This is a genomic window from Actinocorallia populi (assembly GCF_002995495.1).
Taxonomy (GTDB): Bacteria; Actinomycetota; Actinomycetes; order Streptosporangiales; family Streptosporangiaceae; genus Actinocorallia; species Actinocorallia populi.
The window spans coordinates 254497-274671 of record NZ_PVZV01000006.1; the positions used below are offsets into that span (position 1 = coordinate 254497).

Consider the following 20175-nt stretch of genomic DNA (forward strand, 5'->3'; position numbering starts at 1 on the left):
TCGCTACATGACAGTAGCGCTCCGGCGGGGTCCGCCGGTCTCACGGGACGTGCACATGGGCGTCGACCAGGCGCAGCAGTGCACGGAGCGCGGTGCTGGGCCGGTGGTGCGAGGGGGTGGCGATGAACAGTTCCCACCGCGGGGCGGGATCGGCCAGGGGCAGCACCGCCAGCCGGGGGTCGCCATGCGGGGCGGCGTAGGACGGCACGATGGTGACGCCGAGGCCGTGGCGGACGAAGTCGGCCGCGGCGCTCACGTCGTGGACCTCGATGCGGACGGTGCGGTGCACGTTCGAGGCCGCCATGTACCGGTCGACGAGGGTGCGGTTGCCGTAGCCGACGGGCGAGTCGATGAAGGACTCGTCCGCGAGGTCGGCGGGGGCGACGCCGTCACGCCCGGCGAGGGGATGGCCGGCGGGCAGCACGGCCAGCAGGGGGAGCGAGGCCAGGAGCCTGCGGTCGAGTCCCGGCGGCGGGGCGCCGGGCAGGGACAGGAAGGCGGCGTCGAGGGCCCCCTCCAGGAGTGAGCGGGCCAGGTCGGCCGACCCCCGGGCCGCCACCTGGAGGCTGATGGCGACCCCGGGGTGGTCGGCGTGGAACCGCCCGACGAGCGCGGGCAGGTCGAGGATGCCGAGCGAGGCCAGGGTGCCGATGGTCAGGGAGCCCCGCAGCCCGCCGCGCACCTCGTCGACGGCGTCGCGGGCCGCGCGCGCCGCGGCGAGCGTGGTGCGGGCCTCGGGGAGCAGGGCGATCCCGGCGTCGGTGAGGGCGACGCGCTTGGACGTGCGCTCGAACAGCGGGAGGCCGAGCTCGCGCTCCAGGCTCCGGATGGCGGCGGAGAGCCCGGACTGGGCGATGTGCAGGCGGCGGGCGGCCCGGGTGAAGTTCAACTCCTCGGCCACGGCGGCGAAGTACTCGAGGTGGCGCAGCTCCATGGGATCACAACTATCACTGATCCCGATCGACCCGAGCAAGAACATGTGTTGGACGTGATCGATGTGCGGAGCCGATGCTGGATTCACCTCACAGATCGGAGCAGCTCATGTCCGTCCTCTCGCCTGGCCGCCCCGCGGAGATCCGCCGCGGGCCCGCCCGGCCCCGTCCCACGACGCTGGGACACCGGACCGGATTCCCGGTGGTCGCGGCCGCCTTCCTGGTGTCCATGGCCTTCTCCGCCGCACCGACCCCGCTGTGGGGGGTGTACCAGCGGTACGAGCACTTCTCCACTTTCACCGTCACCGTGGCGTTCGCCGTCTACGCGCTGGGAGTGGTCGTCAGCCTCTTCCTCGCGGGCCACCTCTCCGACCGGCTGGGGCGCAGGCGGATCCTGCTCCCGGCCGTGCTGCTCGAGGCCGTCTCGGCCGCGGTCTTCCTGTCCTCCGCCTCGCTGCCCGCGGTGATCGCAGCCCGGCTCGTCTCCGGGCTGGGTGTCGGGATGATCACGGCGACGGCCACCGCGTACCTGGCGGAACTGCACCTGGCCGCCCGCCCGGGCGCCTCGCGCGCCCGCGCCGATCTGGCCGCCACCGCGGCCAACCTGGGCGGGCTGGCCGTGGGACCGCTCGTGTCGGGCCTGCTCGCCCAGTACGCCTCCCGGCCGCTGCACACCCCCTACCTCGTCTTCCTGGGACTGCTGCTGCTCAGCGCGGCCGGCCTGGCGTTCGTCCCGGAGACGGTGGAGGCCGCCGGGGAGCGGACGCCCTACCGTCCGCAGCGGATCTCGGTGCCGGGCGCCTCGCGCGGCACCTACTTCGCCGCCTCCGCCGCCGCTTTCGCCGCCTTCTCCGTGCTGGGCCTGTTCACCTCAGTGGCGCCGGGCTTCGTCTCCGACGCCCTGCACCACCCCTCGCGGGCCCTGGCCGGACTGGTGGCCTTCCTCGTCTTCGGCGCCGCGGCCGCCGCCCAACCCGCGCTGGCCCGCGTCACGGCGGGTCGCCGCCTGGCAGCCGGCCTGCTGCTGATGACGCTGGGCGTCGGCGGCGTCATCGCCGGAGTCCGGTCGGCGCACTTCCCCCTCTTCCTGGCCTCCGGCGTCGCCGCGGGGGCGGGAGCGGGGACCCTGTTCCAGGGCGCGGTCACCACGGTCGCCGCCCTCGCCCCCGCACGAGCCCGCGGTGAGGCCCTCGCGGGCCTGTTCCTGGCGGCCTACGCCGGTCTGGCCCTCCCGATCCTCGGGATCGGCGCGGCCACCCGGTTCGTCACCGCCGAGACCGCCCTGCTCGGTTTCGGCACGGCGCTCCTCGCCCTGGCGGCCGCGATCGCGGCCCACTTCGCCCGGGCACGTCACGGAGCGGGCCCCAACGGAAGGTGACGGTTCCGGACTCTGGTCCGGCATCCCCGCCGACGGCCACGTCTCTGTCATGCCCGTCCCCTGGCGGCGGGCGGCGAGGCGACGAGGCCGGGCAGCAGGGTGCGCTGCACCTTGCCCATCGCGTTCACCGGCAGGGCGTCGACCTGCGACCAGATCTCCGGGACCTTGTACGGCGAGAGCTCGCGGCGGCAGTGCTCGGCGAGCGTTCCGGCGTCGAGCGGAGCGCCGGTGCTCTGGACCAGGGCCGCCACCCGCTGCCCGAGGCGCTCGTCGGGCACGCCGCACACGGCGGCCGCGGCGACGTCCGGGTGCGCCGCGAGTACCCGTTCGACCTCGAGCGGGTAGACGTTCGCGCCGCCGCGGACGATGACCAGCTTCTTGCGGTCCAGCACCGTCAGCCACCCGTCGCCGTCGACGGTGCCGACATCGCCGGTGGGGACGGGGCCGGGCTCCGGCGGCCGGACGCGGCCCCGCTCCCAGAACCCGAGCATCGGCCTCCACGTGCCCGCCCACGGGCCCCTGGAGGCTCCCGCCAGCCGCAGTTCGCCGAGCTCACCGGCGGGGAGGCGGCGGTCCTCGTCGTCGTACGCCGCCACGTCGTAGTGCGGCAGCACCCTTCCGCTGGCACCCGGGAGCCAGGCGTCCCCCGGAGGGTCGATCGACACGACGGTCGGCGCCTCGGTCAGCCCGTAGGTGGTCCGGGGGACCAGGCCGTGCGCCTCGGCGAACTCCCGGCGCAGCGCGTCCGGGGTGTCGCCGCCGCCGCTCCACACCTCCCGGAGCGGGCCGAGGTCGAGGCCCGGACGCCTGGCGAGGTCGTAGAGCTGGGCGGGGGCGCCGTTCCACACGGTGACGCGCCGTGCGGAGATCCAGTCGGCGACGCCGCCGGCGTCGCGCCGGTCCATCACGACGGAGCACCCGCCGGCCTGGGCGGTGAGCAGCGTGGACAGGACCATGAGGTTGAGGATCGTCAGGGGGAAGCTGTCGCCCTTGCGCAGCTCCGGCCCCCAGCCCCGGTCGGCGACGAGGGCCGCGCCCGGCAGGAGCAGGTTGCGCTGGCTGTGCACGACGGCCTTCGGGCGCCCCGACGTGCCGCTGGTGAACGCGATCCCGGCCGGAGCGTCGGGGTCCGTGTCGATCCGGGGCGCCGTCTCGTCGCGGGACACGAGCTCCGTCCAGCGGCCGGTGTCGACGCGGCCCGGCACGTCGAGCAGGCAGCGCGGTCCGGCCAGGACGACGGCCGGTTCGCAGAGGTCGTGCAGCCCCTGCTGCTCGCCCGCGGAGAGCGCCTCGCCGACCCCCGCCCAGACCGCGCCGATCCGCTGCGCCCCGTGGAAGGCCGCGACGATGTCCAGGTCGTTGGGCAGGCAGGCCGCGACACGGTCGCCGGGCCGGACGCCGAGCGACCACAGCGCGCCGGCCGCCCGACGTGCCCGGTCGTCCAGTTCGGCGTACGACCACGTCCCCGAGGCCGCCTCGACCGCCGCGGCGTGCGGCCGCGACGCGAGCGCGGCGTCCAGCACCCGGGCGACGGTGCGGGGGAGGGGCGCGCGCGGGCCCGGCCCTCGAGCGGAAACCTCATTCTCCATTTCGCTCATGCCGTCTTGCTATCACCATCCTTATAAGTATTCAATGTATGGCGATGGAGCATCCCGGCAGGAGGCGGTCATGTCAGGCGGACACGCACACCACACCCCCCGGGACGCGTCCGCGGCCGGGCGGCGGGCGGCGGGGCACGCGGGCCCCATGTCCGGCGTGCGCGTCCTCGACCTGACGACGATGGTCATGGGCCCCTACAGCACGCAGATCATGGCCGACATGGGGGCGGACGTGATCAAGGTCGAGTCCCCGGCGGGCGACAACACGCGCTACGTCTCGGTCGGCCCGGAGCCCGGGATGGGAGGCGTCTTCGTCAACGTGAACCGCGGCAAACGCAGCGTGGTGCTGGACCTGCGCTCGGACGGCGGCAAGGACGTCCTGCGGGAGCTGATCGGGCGCAGCGACGTGTTCATCCACTCGATGCGCGCGAAGGCGATCGCCGGGCTCGGGTTCGGCTACGCGGAGGTCGCCGCCGTCAACCCTTCGATCGTCTACACCAACTGCTACGGCTACGGGCGCCGCGGCCCGGAGGCGGACCTCACCGCCTACGACGACACCATCCAGGCCGAGTGCGGGCTGCCGTTCGCGCAGGAGCGGCTGACCGGCGAGGTCGGCTACGTCGGCACCATCATGGCGGACAAGGTGGCCGGGATGACCGCCCTCTACGCGACCCTGCTGGCACTGTTCCACCGCGAGCGGACCGGGGAGGGCCAGGAGGTCGAGGTCGCCATGTTCGAGACCATGGCCTCGTTCATGCTGGTCGAGCACGCCAACGGCGCGATGTTCAGCCCGCCGCTGGGCCCCGCGGTGTACCCGCGCGCCGTGACGCCCGACCGGAGGCCCTACCGCACCAAGGACGGCCACCTGTCCGTGCTGGTGTACAACGACAAGCAGTGGTCGGCGTTCGTCGACGCGGTGAAGCCGGCCTGGGCGGGCGAGCACTTCGCCACCCTGGAGCAGCGGGCGCGCCGGATCGACGAGGTCTACGCCCTGCTGGGGGAGACCTTCCTGGAACGCACGACACGGGACTGGCTGGGCCTGCTCCGGTCCCTCGACATCCCCGCGGCGCCGGTCCGCACCCTCGACGAGCTCTTCGACAACCCGCATCTGAACGAGGTGGGGTTCTTCGAGACGGTGGACACCCCGAACGGCCCGGTGCGCTTCCCCGGCATGCCCGCCTGGTTCTCGCGGACTCCGGGACGGGTGGCGGGTCCCGCCCCCCGGCTCGGCGCCGACACCCAGAACGTCCTGGACGAACTCGGCATGACCTGACGTCTCGGATACCTCCTGTCGCTTCATGTGAAAGGGATCAGACACATGGACTTCTCCTTCACGGAGGACCAGCAGAGCGTCCGCGACGCGGTTCTCGACTACTGCACCTCCCGGTTCCCCGATCAGTACTGGCTCGAACGCGACCGCGAAGGCGTCTTCCCGCACGACTTCCACAAGTCGATGGCCGAGGCCGGCTGGCTCGGCATCGCGATGCCCGAGGAGGTCGGCGGCTCGGGCCTCGGCATCACCGAAGCGGCGATCATGATGCAGGCCGTGGCCGAGTCGGGCGGCGGGATGGCGGCGGCCTCCAGCATCCACGGGCCGGTGTTCAGCATGCAGCCGGTCGCCCTCTTCGGCACCGAGGAGCAGCAGCAGCGCATGATCCCACCCGTGCTCAGCGGCGACGACCTCCTGTGCTTCGCGGTGACCGAGCCCGACGCGGGCCTGGACACCACGAAGCTCAGGACCCGCGCGGAGCGGCGCGACGGCGGCTACCTGGTCAACGGGGAGAAGATCTGGATCTCCGTCGCCCAGGAGGCGCGCAAGATGATGCTGCTCGCCCGCACCACGCCCCTGGAGGAGGTGGAGCGCAGGACCGAGGGGCTGTCGCTGTTCTTCACCGACCTCGACCGCGCCAGGGTCGAGGTCCGCCGGATCCCGAAGATGGGCCGGCACGCCGTCGACTCGAACCTGCTGTTCTTCTCCGACCTGTGGATCCCCGAGGAGGACCGCATCGGGACCGAGGGGGAGGGCTTCCGGATGATCCTGCACGGCCTCAACCCCGAGCGCGTCCTGCTCGCGGCCGAGGCGATCGGGCTGGGCCGCGCGGCGCTCAGGCACGCCGCCCGCTACGCCAGGGAACGTGTCGTCTTCGGCCGCCCCATCGGCCAGAACCAGGGCATCCAGCATCCGCTGGCCAAGTGCTGGGCCCAGCTGGAGGCCGCGAACCTGATGGTCATGAAGGCGGCGACGATGTTCGACGACGGCCTGGAGTGCGGCGTCGAGGCGAACGCGGGCAAGTACCTGGCGGCCGAGGCCGGATTCGAGGCGTGCCACACCGCGATGCTGACCCTGGGCGGCATGGGCTACGCGCAGGAGTACCACGTCGAGCGCTACCTGCGCGAGATCCTCATTCCGCGCACCGCCCCCGTGAGCTCCCACATGATCCTGAACTTCCTGGCGGAGAAGGTGTTCGGCCTTCCCAAGTCCTACTGAGGCCCGCAGGACACCGAGCAGAGGAGGCAGGGGAAATGGTGGACGGCACCGCAGAGAACTTCAGCGCCCGCTCCTGGCTGTTCGCCCCGGGCGACAGCGAGCGCAAGACGGAGAAGGCGGCCGCCGGCCCGGCGGACGTGGTCGTCCTCGATCTGGAGGACGCGGTGGCCGAGGAGGGCAAGCCCGGCGCCCGGTCGATGGTGGCCGCCTTCCTGGCGGCGCGGCCTCCGGCGGAGAGGCACCGGCTGTGGGTGCGGATCAACCCGTTGGACGGTCCCCACGCGCTGGCCGATCTGGCGGCGGTGATCCCCGCGCGGCCCGGTGGGGTCATGCTCCCCAAGGCGCGCGGCCGCCGGGACGTGGAGACGTTGGACCACTACCTCTCGGCGCTGGAGGTCTCCGCGGGCGTCGAGCGGGGGACGACGAAGGTCATCGTCCTCGTGACCGAGACGGCCGAAGGCATGTTCGCCACCGGCACGTACCGGGGCGCGCCGCGGATGGTCGCCATGACCTGGGGCGCGGAGGACCTCGCGGACGCCGTGGGCGCCAGCGAGAACCGCGGCGCGGACGGAGGTTACGGCTTCACCTACGAGCTGGCCAGAAGCCTGTGCCTGCTGGGAGCCGCCGCCGCGGGCGTGGCTCCCGTCGAGACCATTCACGGCGACTTCCGCGACATGGAGGGGCTGCGCAGGCGGGCCGAGAAGGTACGCCGCGACGGCTACCGCGGCATGCTGGCCATCCACCCGGACCAGGTCGATGTGATCAACGAGGCCTTCACCCCCACGGCGGAGGAGCTGGCCGCCGCCCAGGAGATCGTCGACCTGTTCGCCGCCCGTCCCGGCGCCGGGACCATCGGCCACAACGGCGCCATGCTCGACCGTCCCCACCTCGCCCGCGCGCGGGCGCTGCTGGCGGCGGGAGGCCGCGCATGAGGGTGGACGCGGCGGAGCTCGACCTCGGCCGGTTCCTGCGCCACGGCGACCGCATCGTCATGGGCCAGGCCTGCGGCGAGCCGACCACGCTGGTCGAGGCGCTGATCGAGCAGGGCCGCGGGATCGGCGGGCTCTCGGTGTTCATCGCCACCAGCTTCTCCGGACTGCTCGGCCCGAAGACGGCGGACGCCTTCACGCTGTCCAGCATGGGGGCGATCGGCGCCCTGCGCGCGACGGCCAGGGAGCACCGGCTCGGCGTGATCCCCTGCCACGTCAGCCAGGTCGGCCCGATGATCGAGGCAGGGATCATCGGGTGCGACGCCGCCTTCGTCCAGGTCAGCCCGGCCGACGCGGACGGCAACCACAGCTTCGGTCTCATCAGCGACCATGTGAAGGCGGCGGTCTCCCGCGCGCGCGTCGTCATCGCCGAGGTCAACGAGCAGGTCCCCTTCACCCGCGGCGAGCTGCTGCCCGCCGCCGAGATCGACTGCGCCGTGCACGTCTCGCGCCCGCCGGTCGAGGTGCCGCCGGCGCGGATCGGCGCGGCCGACGAGGCCATGGCGCGGCACGCCGCCGTCTACATCGAGGACGGCGCGGTCCTGCAGACCGGGGTCGGCGCGGTGCCGGACGCCATCCTGCGGCTGCTGCACGACCGCAGGGATCTCGGTGTGCACTCCGGCATGCTGGGCGACGGCCTGGTGGAGCTGGTCGAGGCGGGCGTCGTCACCAACGCGCGCAAGCCCATCGACCGGGGCGTCTCCATCAACGGTGCGCTGATCGGCACCAGGCGCCTGTACGAGTTCGCCGACCGCAACCCGCTGATCCGCATGTGCGCCACCTCCTACACCCACGATCCGGGCGTGCTCGCGCGGCTGGACGGGCTGGTGAGCGTCAACTCGGCGGTGGAGGTCGACCTGACCGGCCAGGTGAACGCCGAGCAGAGCGGCCCGGTGTACCTCGGCGGCACCGGCGGCCAGGTGGACTTCGTCCGCGCCGGCGCGCGCTCGCCGGGCGGCCGCGCCATCATCGCCCTGCCCGCCACCGCCAGGGGAGGCGCGGTCAGCCGGATCACCGCCGCCCTGTCGGGACCGGTCACCACCGCGCGCAGCGAGGTGGACGTGATCGTCACCGAGTTCGGGGCGGCCGAACTGAAGGGCAGGACCCTCGCCGAACGCACCCGCCGCCTGATCGCCATCGCCCATCCCGACTTCCAGGAGGACCTCGCACGGGAGGCGCACGCCATCCAGCGGCGGGGGTTCTGACCGAGCGCCCCGTCCGGATACCGATCATGAGCCCGGGAAAGCGGGGAGGAAAAGGCCGGGTATTCACTCGGACCCGGCACGAAGAAAGGTTGACGCCGAAGTCGCGTCATGTAAGGATGCAAATCTATTGAGAATGGTATTCTCAATGCAAAGAATATACTTATTGAAATAGAGGCTGGTGCTTCATGTTTTCCGCGGTTCTGCTGGAGAAGGACGGTTCGGGAAGGACGGCGCGACTCGCCGAACTGGCCGAGGAGCGGCTCCCCGAAGGCGACGTCACCGTCGACGTGGAGTACTCCACGCTGAACTACAAGGACGGCCTGGCCATCACCGGCTCGTCGCCCGTCGTCCGCAACTTCCCGATGGTGCCCGGCATCGACCTCGCGGGCGTCGTCACCGAGAGCACCCACGCGGACTGGAAGCGGGGCGACCGCGTGGTGCTCAACGGCTGGGGCGCGGGCGAGACCCGCTGGGGCGGCCTGGCCCGGCGCGCCCGCCTCGAGGGCGACTGGCTGGTGCCGCTGCCCGCCGTCTTCACCGGCCGCGACGCGATGGCCATCGGCACCGCCGGGTACACCGCGAGCCTGTGCGTGGACGCCCTGCTGGCCCACGGAACCCGCCCCGAACAGGGCGAGGTCCTGGTGACCGGGGCGACCGGCGGGGTCGGGAGCATCGCGATCGCGCTCCTGGCGGAGGCCGGGTTCGAGGTGGCCGCCTCCACCGGGAAACCCGCCGAGGAGGCCTACCTCCGGGAGCTCGGCGCCACGACGGTGCTGGACCGCGCGGAGCTCTCCGAGGGCGGGAAGCCGCTGCAGAAGGAGCGCTGGGCGGCCGTCGTCGACACCGCGGGCAGCCACACGCTGGCCAACGCCTGCGCCCGGACGCGCTACGGCGGCGCGGTCGCCGCGTGCGGCCTGGCCCAGGGCATGGACTTCCCGGCCAGCGTCGCGCCCTTCATCCTGCGGGGCGTGTCCCTGCTCGGCATCGACAGCGTGATGGCGCCCAAGGCGCGGCGCCTCGCGGCGTGGGAGCGGCTGTCGCGCGATCTGGACGTGCGGCTGCTCGACACGATCGCCCGGGAGATCGCGCTGGGCGAGGTGATCACCGCGGCCGACCGGCTCATGAAGGGCGAGGTACGGGGCCGCATCGTCGTCGACGTCAACCGGTAGCAGGGAGCGGACATGAGCGAGAAGGCCACCGAGGCGAAGACCACCGGACTCGACCTCTCGGACGTCGACCACCGGGTCGGCAAGCCGGTCGGCGGCGGGCAGCTGTGGGATCCGTGCAGCTCGTCCGACATCCGCCGCTGGGTGATGGCGATGGACTACCCGAACCCGCTGCACTGGGACGAGGAGTTCGCCCGCGAGACCAGGTTCGGCGGCATCGTCGCCCCGCAGTCCATCGCGGTGGGCCTGGACTACGGGCACGGCGCGCAGCCCGCCTGCGTGGGGCACATCCCCGGCAGCCACCTCATCTTCGGCGGGGAGGAGTGGTGGTTCTACGGCCCCCGCGTACGGCCCGGCGACAAGCTGCTCCAGGAGCGGCGCTTCCACGACTACAAGGTGGTGGAGACGAAGTTCGCCGGCCCCACGATGTTCTCCCGCGGGGACACCCTGCACACCGACCAGCGCGGCACCCCGGTGGCGCGCGAGCGCTCGACCGCGATCCGCTACCTCTTCGCCGAGGCGAAGAAGCGCGGCATGTACGAGAACCAGCTCGGCGAGGTCAAACGCTGGACGGAGGCCGAACTGGCGGAGATCGGCAAGGTCCGCCACGACTGGCTCATGTCGAACAGGCTGGGCGTCTCACCGCACTTCGACGAGGTGAAGGTCGGCGACACGCTGCCGCGGCGGGTCATCGGCCCGCACAGCATCGCCAGCTTCACCACCGAGTACCGCGCCTTCCTCTTCAACATCTGGGGCACCTTCCACTGGACCGCGCCGCCCGGGGTCGAGGACCCCTGGATCAACCAGGACCCCGGCTGGGGCCCCGGTTTCGGCTTCGACGAGGAGGGCGCCCGGATCGACCCGCGCCTGCGCGACGGGCTGTACGTGGGCCCCTCGCGCGGCCACATCGACGGCGACAGGGCGAGCGAGGTCGGCATGGCGCGCGCCTACGGCTACGGCGCCACGATGGGCGCCTGGTGCACCGACTACCTGGCCTACTGGGCCGGCCACGACGGCATGGTGCGCCACTCCAAGGCGGACTTCCGCCTCCCGGCCTTCGAGGGCGACGTGACCTACTTCGACGCCGAGGTCGTCGGCAAGGAGGCGTCGTCGGCGTGGGGCGTGCCGCTCGTCCAGGTGAAGCTGCGGCTCACCGACCAGAACTCGGGCGTGCTGGTGGACTGCACGGCCGAGATCGAACTCCCCTTCTGACGCGATCGGATACCACAGAAGACAGGTGAGCCATGAGCGCTGAAACCGCCTCGACCGCACTTTCCCTGGTGTCCGGACCGCCGCTCGACTCCGAGCCCGGTCTCGGGACGCTCACACTGCCCGGCTTCCTGCGCGAGGTGACGGCGGCGTACGGCGAGCGCGAGGCGGTCGTGCTCCGCTCGCCGGAGGGCGTCACACGCTGGACGTACGCCGGGCTCTGGGAGCGCGCGGCCGAGGTGGCCCGCGCGCTGCGGGCCTGCGGCCTGGACAAGGGCGGCCGCGTGGGCGTCCTGATGACCAACCGCCCGGAGTGGCTCGCGGCGGTGTTCGGCACCTCGCTCGCCGGGGGAGTGGCCGTCACCCTCAGCACGTTCTCGACCGCGTCCGAACTCGACGATCTGCTCCGGATCTCCGGGGTCTCGACGCTGCTGTTCGAGCGGACCGTGCTGAAGACCGACTTCGCCGACGTGCTGACCGGGCTGGAGCCGGAGATCGCCGCGGCCGAGCCCGGCACGCTCCGGTCGGCGAGATATCCGTTCCTGCGCCGCCTCGCGGCGGTCGGGGACGCGCCGGCCGCCGCGGGGATCGAGGGATGGGCGGACTTCCTCGCCCGCGGCGGCCGGGTGCCGCCCGAGCTGGTCGAGGCGACGGCCGGGACGGTGAGTCCCAGCGACCCGGCCGTGCTCTTCTTCTCGTCGGGCTCGACCAGCAGGCCGAAGGGCGTCATCAGCGCGCACCGCGGCGTGGCCGTCCAGATGTGGCGGTTCCGGCGCATGTTCGGGTTCGGCCCGCAGGACGGCGTGCGCTGCTGGACGGCCAACGGCTTCTTCTGGTCGGGCAACTTCGCCCAGGCGCTCGGCGCGACCCTGGCCGCCGGCGGCAGCCTCGTGCTGCAGCGGGTCTTCGCCGCCGGCGAGGCGCTCGAGCTCATGCAGGCCGAGCGGGTGAACTTCCCGGTCGCCTGGCCGCACCAGTCGGCGCAGCTGGCGGCCGCGCCCGGCTGGGAGGACGTGGACCTGAGCGCCCTGCGGTTCGTGGACGCCGCCAATCCGCTCGCGCGCCACCCCGCGGTGCGGACCGACTGGACGGAGCCGGGACGCGCCTACGGCAACACCGAGACCTTCACGATCACGACGTGCTTCCCGGCGTGCACCCCGCCCGAGACGCACGCGGGCAGCAGCGGCGAGCCGCTGCCGGGCGTGACGGTCAAGATCGTGGACTCGCTCACCGGCGCCGTCGTCCCGCGCGGCGAACACGGCGAGATCTGCGTCAAGGGCCCCACGCTCATGCTGGGCTACGCCGGCACGCCGCTCGACGAGACGCTCGACGCGGACGGGTTCTTCCCCACCGGCGACGGCGGCCGCCTCGACGACGCCGGCCGGCTCTTCTGGGAGGGCAGGCTCACCGACATCATCAAGACGGGCGGGGCGAACGTCTCGCCGCTGGAGGTGGACGAGGCGCTGTCGGCGCATCCCGGCGTCAAGGTCGCCAAGACCGTCGGGGTGCCGCACGAGACGCTCGGCGAGGCTGTCGTCGCCTGCGTGGTCCCGCACGACGGCGCGGCCCCCGGCACCGAGGAGCTCCGGGCGTTCGCGCGCGAACGGCTGGCGAGCTACAAGGTGCCGCGCCACGTGCTGTTCTTCGCCGAGGAGGACATCGCGCTGACCGGCAGCGCGAAGATCAAGTCCGGTGATCTGCGGGAGCTGGCCGCACGGCGGCTGGATCCCTGACCGGGGAGCCGCCGGCCGGGCGCTCCCCGGACGCCCCGGCCAGGGCGGTGGCGGCCGAGCCCCGGCCGAGCGAGGCGAGGCCCAGGAGGAGGTGCCTGCAGCAGATCGGGCTCTCCTCCCGGGCCGCCAGCTCATGGGCGTTGACCAGGGCCTTGCGGGTGTAGGGGGTCCAGGCGATGCGCTCGACCGCCTGGGACGCGCCCATGACCAGGGAGCCCCGCGCCCGCTCCCGGAGGGATTCCGCCGGTATCCCGAGCGACCCCAGGTGGCGGACCGCGCTGTTGTCCCCGGTGAGCAGCCCGTAGAGCACGTGCTCGGTGCCGATGAAGTTGTTGCGGTGCCGCAGGGCCGCCTCCCTCATGTGGGTGACCGCCGCGCAGACCTCCTCGGCGAACTCGTCGGGCCCGTACCTGCCGCGGGGCGTGCCGTAGCGCTGCTGGGCGGCCTGGCGGGTGATGCCCAGCACCTCCCCGATCTGGGCCCACGAGCAGCCCTGGAGGCGGCTGTGCTCGACGTAGCCGTCGACGAGTTCGTCGGCCAGCCCGCGGAGCTGGCCGGCCAGGGCGACGGCGGCGCGGAGCGGGGCGACGCGCTCCCGCCGGTCCGGCCCGGCCCCCCGGCCGGCCTCGCCGTGCGCGCGTTCGACGTCGGCGATGAGCGCGTCAAGATCAGGAATGGCCATGTGTCAATTCTCGATTGACTTTTCGGAACTGTCAACGGCACCGGCCGGGCGGAAAAATGTCAATCGCACCTGACATATATGCGATCCGGGGTCGGGTATTGACATCGAATGACGTGAGTAGAACTATTATTCTTATATCTGAGAGCGGCGTTCTCGCTCGAGCACATTTTGCCCATGACGATTTCTGCTGGGAGCCCGTCATCATGTTCTCGCACGGGGCGCGCTATGTCGGCGCCGCATCCACGACCCTGGTGGAGGGGTGGACCCTGGAAAGGCTCACCCCGCCCAGCCGGCTCTTCGGCGCGAACGGGCTGCGCACCGGCCCGGATGGTCGCGTCTACGTGGCGCAGGTGGCCGGCAGCCAGATCAGCGCGCTCGACGTCGACACCGGCGAACTGGAGACCGTCAGCGCCCAGGGCGCCGCCATCGTCGCGCCCGACGACCTGGCCTTCGACGCCCGGGGCGACCTCTACGCCACGGAGTACTACGACGGGCGGGTGAGCGTGCGCGGCGCCGACGGCACCACGCGGGTGCTGCGCGACGACCTGCCGGGCGCGAACGGCATCACCTTCCATCAGGGGCGGCTCTTCGTCGACGAGTGCCGCATCGGCGGCCGCCTCCTGGAGCTCGACCCGGGCGGCGGAGCCCCCCGGGTGCTGGCGGAGGACCTGCCGATGCCCAACGCCCTGGAAATGGGGCCGGACGGCAGGCTGTACTACCCGGTGCTGGGCACCAACGACATCTGGCGGATCGACCCCGACGGCGGCGAGCCCGAGCGGGTGGCGGGGGACCTGGGTGTCCCGGACGCGGTGAAGTTCGACGCCGAGGGGTACATCGTCTCCACCCAGGTGGCCACCGGCGAGGTGCTGCGGATCGACCCCCGCAGCGGCGACCGCACCGTCCTGGCCACCCTGGCCCCCGGCCTGGACAACCTGACGTTCGTGGGCGACCGCCTGTTCGTCTCGGGCTTCACCGGGACGGTCACCGAGATCCTCGGCGGCGGCCGGACCCGGGAGGTGCTGCCGAGCGGGCTGACCTGGCCGCTGGACCTCACCACCGGCGCCGACGGCACCCTGTACGTCTCCGACGGCACGTACTTCTACTCCTTCACGCCCGGCGGCGGGCTGCGGACGCTGGGCATGCTCTTCAGCCCCGGCTGGCCCGGCTACATCCGCGGGGTGACCGCCGCGGGCGAGGGCGAGTTCGTCGTCACCACCTCCAACGGCCAGATCGCGCGGTGGCGGCCCGCGAGCGGCGAGCACGAGGTGCTGGCGGGCGGGACCGAGCCGCTCGACCAGCTCTACGGCGTGGCGATCGCGCCCGGAGGCGGTGTGGTGGCCGCCGAACTCGGCACCGGCCGCGTGCTGGCGGTGCAGGACGGCGCGGGAATGGCCCTGGCCTCCGGCCTGGACCGGCCGACGGGCGTGGCGTTCACCGCGGACGGCACCTGCCTGGTCGCCGAGTCCGGCGCCGGACGCGTCGTCTCGGTCGGCGGCTCCGGCGTCGACACCGTGGTGGACGGCCTGGAGACGCCCCAGGGCATCCTGGTCCGCGGCGGGCGGCTCCTGATCGTGGACGCCGGAGCCAAGTCCCTGATCGAGGTCGACCTCGAGACCAAGGCCCGTACCGTGATCGCCCGCGACCTGCCGGTGGGCGCCCCGCCCGGCGTGGACCTCGAACCCCTCAAGGGGCTGCCGCCGTTCACCGGCCCCCAGGGCCTCTTCGCGGGCATCGCCGCCGGGCCGGACGGCACGGTCTACGTCTCCGGCGACGCCGAGGGCAGCGTCCTGGCGTTCCGGAAAGCGGGGTGAGCGGGGCCATGGCACAGGACCTCCTCGGCCTGGACGGCCGCGTCGTCATCGTCTCCGGCGCGGGCGGCGGCGGCATCGGCACCACGGTCACCGAGACGGTCGCCCGCGCCGGGGCGACCGTGATCGCGGTGAGCCGCTCCCAGGAGAACCTCGACACCCACATCGGGCCCCTGGTGAAGGAGGGCCTTCCGGTCGTGCCCGTCGCGGCCGACGCCGCCACCGACGAGGGCATCGCGACGGTGATGGAGCGGGCCGGGCGGACGGAGGGCGAGCTGTACGGGCTCGTCAACGTCGCAGGAGGCGCCGCGCCCTCGGACTGGAGGCCCTCGACGCGGGTGACCCGGGAGTCCTGGCGTGCCCTGTTCACCCAGAACCTCGAGACGATGTTCTTCATGAGCCAGGCGGTCGCCGCGGAGCTGAAGTCGCGCGGCCTCCCGGGGTCGATCGTCTCGATCTCCTCGATCAGCGGCATGAACACCGCTCCCTTCCACATCGGCTACGGCACCGCCAAGGCCGCGCTGGTGGCGGCGACCCGCACCATGGCCGTCGAACTGGCCCCCGACGAGATCCGGGTGAACGCCGTCGCACCCGGCGTGACCGCGACCCCGGCCTCGCGCACCTACGTCGAAGAGGACCCCGAACGGGACCGCCGCGCCATCGCCATGGGCAGGCGCGGCCGTCCGGAGGAGCAGGCGGGGGCGATCCTCTTCCTGCTGTCGGACCTGTCGTCCTACGTCACGGGCCAGACCCTCCTGGTGGACGGCGGCCTCAACCTCAAGTGGACGTGGCTGGCCGCCGACAACACCTCCCTCTTCCTGAAGGACGAGTCGTTCCGCGCCGAGATCACTCGCTTCTGACCCCTTTCGGAGGAATCCATGAGCGAAACCATCGAGACCCCCGCGGCCGAGGAGCTGTCGCGACCGCTCACGATCGGCGTGGAGGCGTACATCTCCGAGGAGTACGCCCGTGCCGAGCGGGACAGGCTGTGGCGCAAGGTGTGGCAGCAGGTCGGCCGCGTCGAGGAGATCCCCGAGGTCGGGGACTTCCTCACCTACGAGATCCTCGACGACTCCCTCATCATCGTGCGCACCGCGCCGGAGGAGATCCGCGCGTACTACAACGTCTGCTCGCACCGGGGCCGCCGGCTCGTCGACACCCCGCCGGGCGCGCGGGACGGCCGGGGCAGCGGCAGGCAGTTCGTCTGCGGCTTCCACGGCTGGCGCTACAACCTGGAAGGCCAGTGCACCCACGTGCCCGAGCGCGAGGACTGGCAGGGCCGCCTGTCCGACGAGAAGATCCGGCTCGGCGAGGTCAAGACCGCCACCTGGGGCGGCTGGATCTGGATCAACATGGATCCCGAGTGCGAGCCGCTGCTGGACTACCTGGGGCCCGCGGCCGTCCTGCTCGCCCCCTTCCAGCTCGAGAGGTTCCGCTACCGGTGGCGCCGCTGGCTGGTCTTCGACTGCAACTGGAAGGTCGCCCTGGAGGCGTTCAACGAGACCTACCACGTGCCCTACACCCACCCGGAGTTCATCCCCTTCGGCGCCTTCCTCGGCTGGTCCAGGGTCCAGGGCAGGCACAGCAACATCGGCTACGACGCCCCCAAGGGCCAGGAGGGCGACCAGGGCAAGCTGCGGATCGGCGGCGGCACCGACGCCCGCGTGTCGACGGCCGAGATGCAGAACTTCATCTGGGAGAACGCCAACACCAACACCACCGAGACGCTGGTGGAGGTCGCCAACCGGCTGGTCCAGGAGCTGCCGGAGGGAACGCCTCCCACCGAGGTGGCGAGGTACTGGCTGGAGACGGCCCGCCGCGAGGACGCCGAGCGCGGGGTGGTCTGGCCGACCATAGACCCCGCGGCCGTCGCCGCCAGCGGCACCGCCTGGCAGATCTTCCCGAACTTCCAGATCGGGCACGGCCAGAACAACATGTTGTGCTACAGCGCCCGCCCCCACGGCTACGACCCCGGCAAGTGCGTCTTCGAGGTCGCCGTCTACCAGCTCTACCCGCAGGGCGAGGCGCCGGCGACCGAATGGCTCCACACGCCGCCGGACGACCCCGCCTGGCGCACGGTCCTGCCGCAGGACTTCTCCAACATGGCCGCGGTCCAGCAGGGCATGAAGACGCGCGGTTTCACCGGCACGAAGCCCAACCCCTACCGCGAGCGCGCCGTGGCGAACCTGCACCGCAACCTGGCCGAGTACATGGGCACCGGCGAGCCGCGCGACCTGGGCTGAGAGGACTCCCTTCATGCAGGAATGCGAACCCACCCGTACCCCTGAGGTCGACGTAGCCGCCCTCAGGGAGAAGTACCTGGCCGAGCGCGACAAGCGGCTCCGCCCCGAGGGGCAGCGGCAGTACCTGACCACCGAGGAGGGCTTCGAGGACTTCTACGAGGCCGACCCGCACCTGCCGGTCAGGCCCCGGGAGCCGGTCGTCGAGGACACCGACGTGGTGGTCCTCGGCGGCGGATTCGCGGGTCTGATCGCCGGAGCCCGGCTCAAGCAGGCCGGCGTCACAGACTTTCGGATCCTGGAGCTGGGCGGCGACTTCGGCGGCGTCTGGTACTGGAACCGCTACCCCGGCATCCAGGTCGACACCGACAGCTACTGCTACCTCCCGCTGCTGGAGGAGACCGGCTACATGCCCAAGGAGAAGTACTCCCACGGGCAGGAGGTCTTCGAGTACTGCCAGATCATGGGCAGGCACTTCGGCCTCTACGACAACGCGCTGTTCCACACCCTCATCCGCTCGGCGGAGTGGGACGAATCGATCAGGCGCTGGCGCGTCGGCACCAACCGGGGCGACGAGATCCGCGCCCGCTTCGTCGTGATGTGCCAGGGCCCGTTCAACAAGCCGAAGCTCCCCGGCATCCCCGGCATCAAGGACTACCGGGGCCACACCATGCACAGCGCGCGGTGGGACTACGCCTACACCGGCGGCGGCATCACCGGCGGGCTGGACGGGCTCGCGGGCAAGAAGGTCGCCGTCATCGGAACCGGGGCCAGCGGCGTCCAGGTGATCCCGCACATCGCCCGCTCGGCCGAGCACCTCTACGTGTTCCAGCGGACGCCGTCCTACGTCGACGCCCGCGACAACACCCCGACCGACCCCGAGTGGGTGAAGACGCTCGAGCCGGGCTGGCAGGCGGAGCGGCAGCGCAACTTCCACACCGCGGCGTTCGAGGCCTTCGCCCCGGGCCAGCCCGACCTCGTCTGCGACTTCTGGACCGAGGTCAGCCGCAATCTGGCCGCGCACCTGGACGAGACCGGCGGCTGGGCCGCGCTGGCCGACCCGGCGAAGTTCATGGAGCTGCGCGAGCTCATGGACCACCGGGCGATGCAGCGCCAGCGCGACCACATCGGCGAGGTCGTCGCCGACCCCGGGACCGCCGGGAAGCTGAAGCCCTACTACCGCTTCCTGTGCAAGCGCCCGCTGGTCAGCGACGACTACCTGGAGACCTACAACCGTCCGAACGTCACCCTCTTCGACGTCTCGGAGACCAAGGGCGTCGAGCGCATCACGGAGAAGGGCGTCATCGTCCGGGGCGAGGAGATCGAGGTCGACTGCATCGTCTTCGCCAGCGGCTTCGAGATCACCACCGACCTCGACCGGCGGCTCGGCATCGGTAAGTTCACCGGCCGGGGCGGCCTGTCGCTCTACGACCACTGGCGGGCCAAGCCCCGCACCCTGCACGGCCTGATGACCGACGGCTTCCCGAACCTGATCTTCACCGGGTTCGTCCAGGGCGGTGTCACGGCCAGCACGACCCTGATGTTCGAGCAGCAGGCGAACCACTTCTCCTACATCGTCAAGGAGGCGCTGGACCGCGGCGCCTCGGTCGTGGAGCCCACCAGGGAGGCCGTGGACGGCTGGTGCAGGACCGTCGTGGACACCGCGGTCGACAACACGGACTTCCAGCGCGAGTGCACGCCCGGCTACTACAACAACGAGGGCGAGCAGGAGATCCGGTCGCATCTGGGCGAGCCCTACTGGCCGGGCTTCTACGCCATGGGGGATCTGCTGCAGGCCTGGCGCGACACGGGCGAGATGGAGGGCCTCTCCCTTGCCTGAACTCAGATTCGACGACCGGGTGGCGGTGATCACCGGCGCGGGCCGGGGGCTGGGCCGCGCCTACGCCCTGCTGCTGGCCTCCCGGGGCGCCAAGGTGGTCGTCAACGACCCCGGCGGCAGCCTGACCGGCCAGGGCGGCGACGCCGGTCCCGCCGAGGAGGTGGTCCGGGAGGTCGCCGAGGCCGGGGGCGAGGCCGTCGCCTGCACCGCGTCCGTGGCGACCGCCGAGGGCGGCAAGGCGATCATCGACACGGCGCTCGAGCACTACGGCCGGATCGACGTCCTCATCCACAACGCCGGAATCGTGCGTTCGGCACCGCTGACGGAGATGACGTACGAGGACTTCGACGCCGTCCTGGACGTGCACCTGCGGGGCGCCTTCCACGTCGTGCGGCCCGCGTTCCCGCTGATGAAGGAGGCGGGTTACGGCCGCGTCGTGCTCACCTCGTCGATCGGCGGCCTGTACGGCAACCACAACGTCGCCAACTACGGCACGGCCAAGGCGGGCATGATCGGCCTGTCCAACGTGGTCGCGCTCGAGGGCGCCGACGCGGACGTGAAGTGCAACATCATCGTCCCCGGCGCCGTGACGCGGATGGCCGAGGGCATCGACACCTCCGCCTACCCGCCCATGGAACCGGAGCTGGTGGCCCCGGTCGCGGGCTGGCTCGCGCACGAGTCCTGCTCGATCACCGGGGAGATGCTGGTGTCGATCGCGGGCAGGGTCGCCCGCGCCTTCGTCGCCGAGACGCCGGGCGTGCACCGGCCGTCGTGGACGGTCGAGGAGGTCGGCGAGCACATCGGCGCCGTCCGCGACACCGGCGACCCCTGGATCCTGCCGGTCGTGCCCTCGGCCCACGTCGACCACATCCGCAACAGCTTCGCCATGGCCATGAAAGGGCAGTGA

16 protein-coding genes are annotated in these 20175 nt (G+C 72.1%); 13 read left to right on the plus strand and 3 right to left on the minus strand.

Annotated features, from left to right (window positions below):
• Nucleotides 1-40 precede the first annotated feature (40 nt).
• Nucleotides 41-979 carry a LysR family transcriptional regulator gene (locus C2865_RS24560; protein ID WP_198653567.1) on the minus strand — a complete coding sequence of 313 codons (939 nt, stop codon included), beginning with the start codon at nt 977-979 and terminating at the stop codon, nt 41-43.
• 62 nt (nt 980-1041) lie between these two features.
• On the opposite strand from C2865_RS24560, the gene C2865_RS24565 reads away from it, so the two are divergent.
• Nucleotides 1042-2310 carry an MFS transporter gene (locus tag C2865_RS24565; RefSeq protein WP_106400917.1) on the plus strand — a complete coding sequence of 423 codons (1269 nt, stop codon included), beginning with the start codon at nt 1042-1044 and terminating at the stop codon, nt 2308-2310.
• A 47-nt stretch (nt 2311-2357) separates the two neighbouring features.
• On the opposite strand, the gene C2865_RS24570 is transcribed toward C2865_RS24565, so the two are convergent.
• Complete coding sequence (locus tag C2865_RS24570) at nt 2358-3899, minus strand: class I adenylate-forming enzyme family protein (protein WP_106400918.1); 1542 nt, start codon at nt 3897-3899, stop codon at nt 2358-2360.
• A 79-nt stretch (nt 3900-3978) separates the two neighbouring features.
• On the opposite strand from C2865_RS24570, the gene C2865_RS24575 reads away from it, so the two are divergent.
• The 7 genes from C2865_RS24575 to C2865_RS24605 all read left to right on the plus strand — a co-directional run bounded on the left by C2865_RS24575 (nt 3979) and on the right by C2865_RS24605 (nt 12698).
• The gene (locus tag C2865_RS24575) at nt 3979-5181 is read left to right on the plus strand and encodes a CaiB/BaiF CoA transferase family protein (protein ID WP_106400919.1); all 1203 of its coding nucleotides are present in this window, start codon (nt 3979-3981) and stop codon (nt 5179-5181) included.
• A 45-nt stretch (nt 5182-5226) separates the two neighbouring features.
• Nucleotides 5227-6396, plus strand: coding sequence for an acyl-CoA dehydrogenase family protein (locus C2865_RS24580; protein WP_106400920.1), 1170 nt, complete (start codon nt 5227-5229; stop codon nt 6394-6396).
• Between the two features lie 35 nt (nt 6397-6431).
• Nucleotides 6432-7328, plus strand: a complete 897-nt coding sequence (locus C2865_RS24585; protein ID WP_106400921.1) for an HpcH/HpaI aldolase/citrate lyase family protein — start codon at nt 6432-6434, stop codon at nt 7326-7328.
• A complete protein-coding gene (locus C2865_RS24590) occupies nt 7325-8590 on the plus strand; it encodes an acetyl-CoA hydrolase/transferase family protein (protein WP_106400922.1) in 1266 nt (421 codons plus the stop codon). The genes C2865_RS24585 and C2865_RS24590 overlap by 4 nt, the downstream gene beginning before the upstream one ends.
• A gap of 185 nt (nt 8591-8775) precedes the next feature.
• The gene (gene acuI, locus C2865_RS24595; protein ID WP_106400923.1) at nt 8776-9759 is read left to right on the plus strand and encodes an acrylyl-CoA reductase (NADPH); all 984 of its coding nucleotides are present in this window, start codon (nt 8776-8778) and stop codon (nt 9757-9759) included.
• A 12-nt stretch (nt 9760-9771) separates the two neighbouring features.
• The gene (locus C2865_RS24600) at nt 9772-10968 is read left to right on the plus strand and encodes an FAS1-like dehydratase domain-containing protein (RefSeq protein ID WP_106400924.1); all 1197 of its coding nucleotides are present in this window, start codon (nt 9772-9774) and stop codon (nt 10966-10968) included.
• 32 nt (nt 10969-11000) lie between these two features.
• The gene (locus C2865_RS24605; RefSeq protein WP_106400925.1) at nt 11001-12698 is read left to right on the plus strand and encodes a class I adenylate-forming enzyme family protein; all 1698 of its coding nucleotides are present in this window, start codon (nt 11001-11003) and stop codon (nt 12696-12698) included.
• Here C2865_RS24605 and C2865_RS24610 read toward each other — a convergent pair.
• Nucleotides 12649-13380 carry a Clp protease N-terminal domain-containing protein gene (locus tag C2865_RS24610; protein ID WP_106400926.1) on the minus strand — a complete coding sequence of 244 codons (732 nt, stop codon included), beginning with the start codon at nt 13378-13380 and terminating at the stop codon, nt 12649-12651. The two genes, C2865_RS24605 and C2865_RS24610, sit on opposite strands and share 50 nt — an antisense overlap.
• Before the next feature lie 203 nt (nt 13381-13583).
• Here C2865_RS24610 and C2865_RS24615 point away from each other — a divergent pair, with 203 nt between their 5' ends.
• The 5 genes from C2865_RS24615 to C2865_RS24635 are packed head-to-tail and all read left to right on the plus strand — an operon-like array spanning nt 13584 to nt 20175.
• Nucleotides 13584-15191 carry an SMP-30/gluconolactonase/LRE family protein gene (locus tag C2865_RS24615; protein ID WP_106400927.1) on the plus strand — a complete coding sequence of 536 codons (1608 nt, stop codon included), beginning with the start codon at nt 13584-13586 and terminating at the stop codon, nt 15189-15191.
• A gap of 8 nt (nt 15192-15199) precedes the next feature.
• Nucleotides 15200-16048, plus strand: a complete 849-nt coding sequence (locus C2865_RS24620; protein WP_106401307.1) for an SDR family NAD(P)-dependent oxidoreductase — start codon at nt 15200-15202, stop codon at nt 16046-16048.
• Nucleotides 16049-16066: 18 nt separating this feature from the next.
• Nucleotides 16067-17431, plus strand: a complete 1365-nt coding sequence (locus C2865_RS24625) for an aromatic ring-hydroxylating oxygenase subunit alpha (RefSeq protein ID WP_106400928.1) — start codon at nt 16067-16069, stop codon at nt 17429-17431.
• 13 nt (nt 17432-17444) lie between these two features.
• Nucleotides 17445-19268 (plus strand): flavin-containing monooxygenase, encoded by a 1824-nt coding sequence (locus C2865_RS24630; RefSeq protein WP_106400929.1) that lies wholly within the window; start codon nt 17445-17447, stop codon nt 19266-19268.
• Nucleotides 19261-20175, plus strand: a complete 915-nt coding sequence (locus C2865_RS24635; protein ID WP_106400930.1) for an SDR family NAD(P)-dependent oxidoreductase — start codon at nt 19261-19263, stop codon at nt 20173-20175. Before C2865_RS24630 ends, C2865_RS24635 begins: the two co-directional genes overlap by 8 nt.

What these genes read in the sequence shown, in the direction of transcription:
- C2865_RS24605 (WP_106400925.1), top strand. Translation starts at nt 11,001, where the DNA reads ATGAGCGCTGAAACCGCCTCGACCGCACTTTCCCTGGTGTCCGGACCG.
- C2865_RS24585 (WP_106400921.1), top strand. Translation starts at nt 6,432, where the DNA reads ATGGTGGACGGCACCGCAGAGAACTTCAGCGCCCGCTCCTGGCTGTTC.
- C2865_RS24590 (WP_106400922.1), top strand. Translation starts at nt 7,325, where the DNA reads ATGAGGGTGGACGCGGCGGAGCTCGACCTCGGCCGGTTCCTGCGCCAC.
- C2865_RS24610 (WP_106400926.1), bottom strand. Translation starts at nt 13,380, where the DNA reads ATGGCCATTCCTGATCTTGACGCGCTCATCGCCGACGTCGAACGCGCG.
- C2865_RS24630 (WP_106400929.1), top strand. Translation starts at nt 17,445, where the DNA reads ATGCAGGAATGCGAACCCACCCGTACCCCTGAGGTCGACGTAGCCGCC.
- C2865_RS24570 (WP_106400918.1), bottom strand. Translation starts at nt 3,899, where the DNA reads ATGGAGAATGAGGTTTCCGCTCGAGGGCCGGGCCCGCGCGCGCCCCTC.
- C2865_RS24580 (WP_106400920.1), top strand. Translation starts at nt 5,227, where the DNA reads ATGGACTTCTCCTTCACGGAGGACCAGCAGAGCGTCCGCGACGCGGTT.
- C2865_RS24620 (WP_106401307.1), top strand. Translation starts at nt 15,200, where the DNA reads ATGGCACAGGACCTCCTCGGCCTGGACGGCCGCGTCGTCATCGTCTCC.
- C2865_RS24565 (WP_106400917.1), top strand. Translation starts at nt 1,042, where the DNA reads ATGTCCGTCCTCTCGCCTGGCCGCCCCGCGGAGATCCGCCGCGGGCCC.
- C2865_RS24625 (WP_106400928.1), top strand. Translation starts at nt 16,067, where the DNA reads ATGAGCGAAACCATCGAGACCCCCGCGGCCGAGGAGCTGTCGCGACCG.
- C2865_RS24560 (WP_198653567.1), bottom strand. Translation starts at nt 979, where the DNA reads ATGTTCTTGCTCGGGTCGATCGGGATCAGTGATAGTTGTGATCCCATG.
- acuI (WP_106400923.1), top strand. Translation starts at nt 8,776, where the DNA reads ATGTTTTCCGCGGTTCTGCTGGAGAAGGACGGTTCGGGAAGGACGGCG.
- C2865_RS24575 (WP_106400919.1), top strand. Translation starts at nt 3,979, where the DNA reads ATGTCAGGCGGACACGCACACCACACCCCCCGGGACGCGTCCGCGGCC.
- C2865_RS24600 (WP_106400924.1), top strand. Translation starts at nt 9,772, where the DNA reads ATGAGCGAGAAGGCCACCGAGGCGAAGACCACCGGACTCGACCTCTCG.
- C2865_RS24615 (WP_106400927.1), top strand. Translation starts at nt 13,584, where the DNA reads ATGTTCTCGCACGGGGCGCGCTATGTCGGCGCCGCATCCACGACCCTG.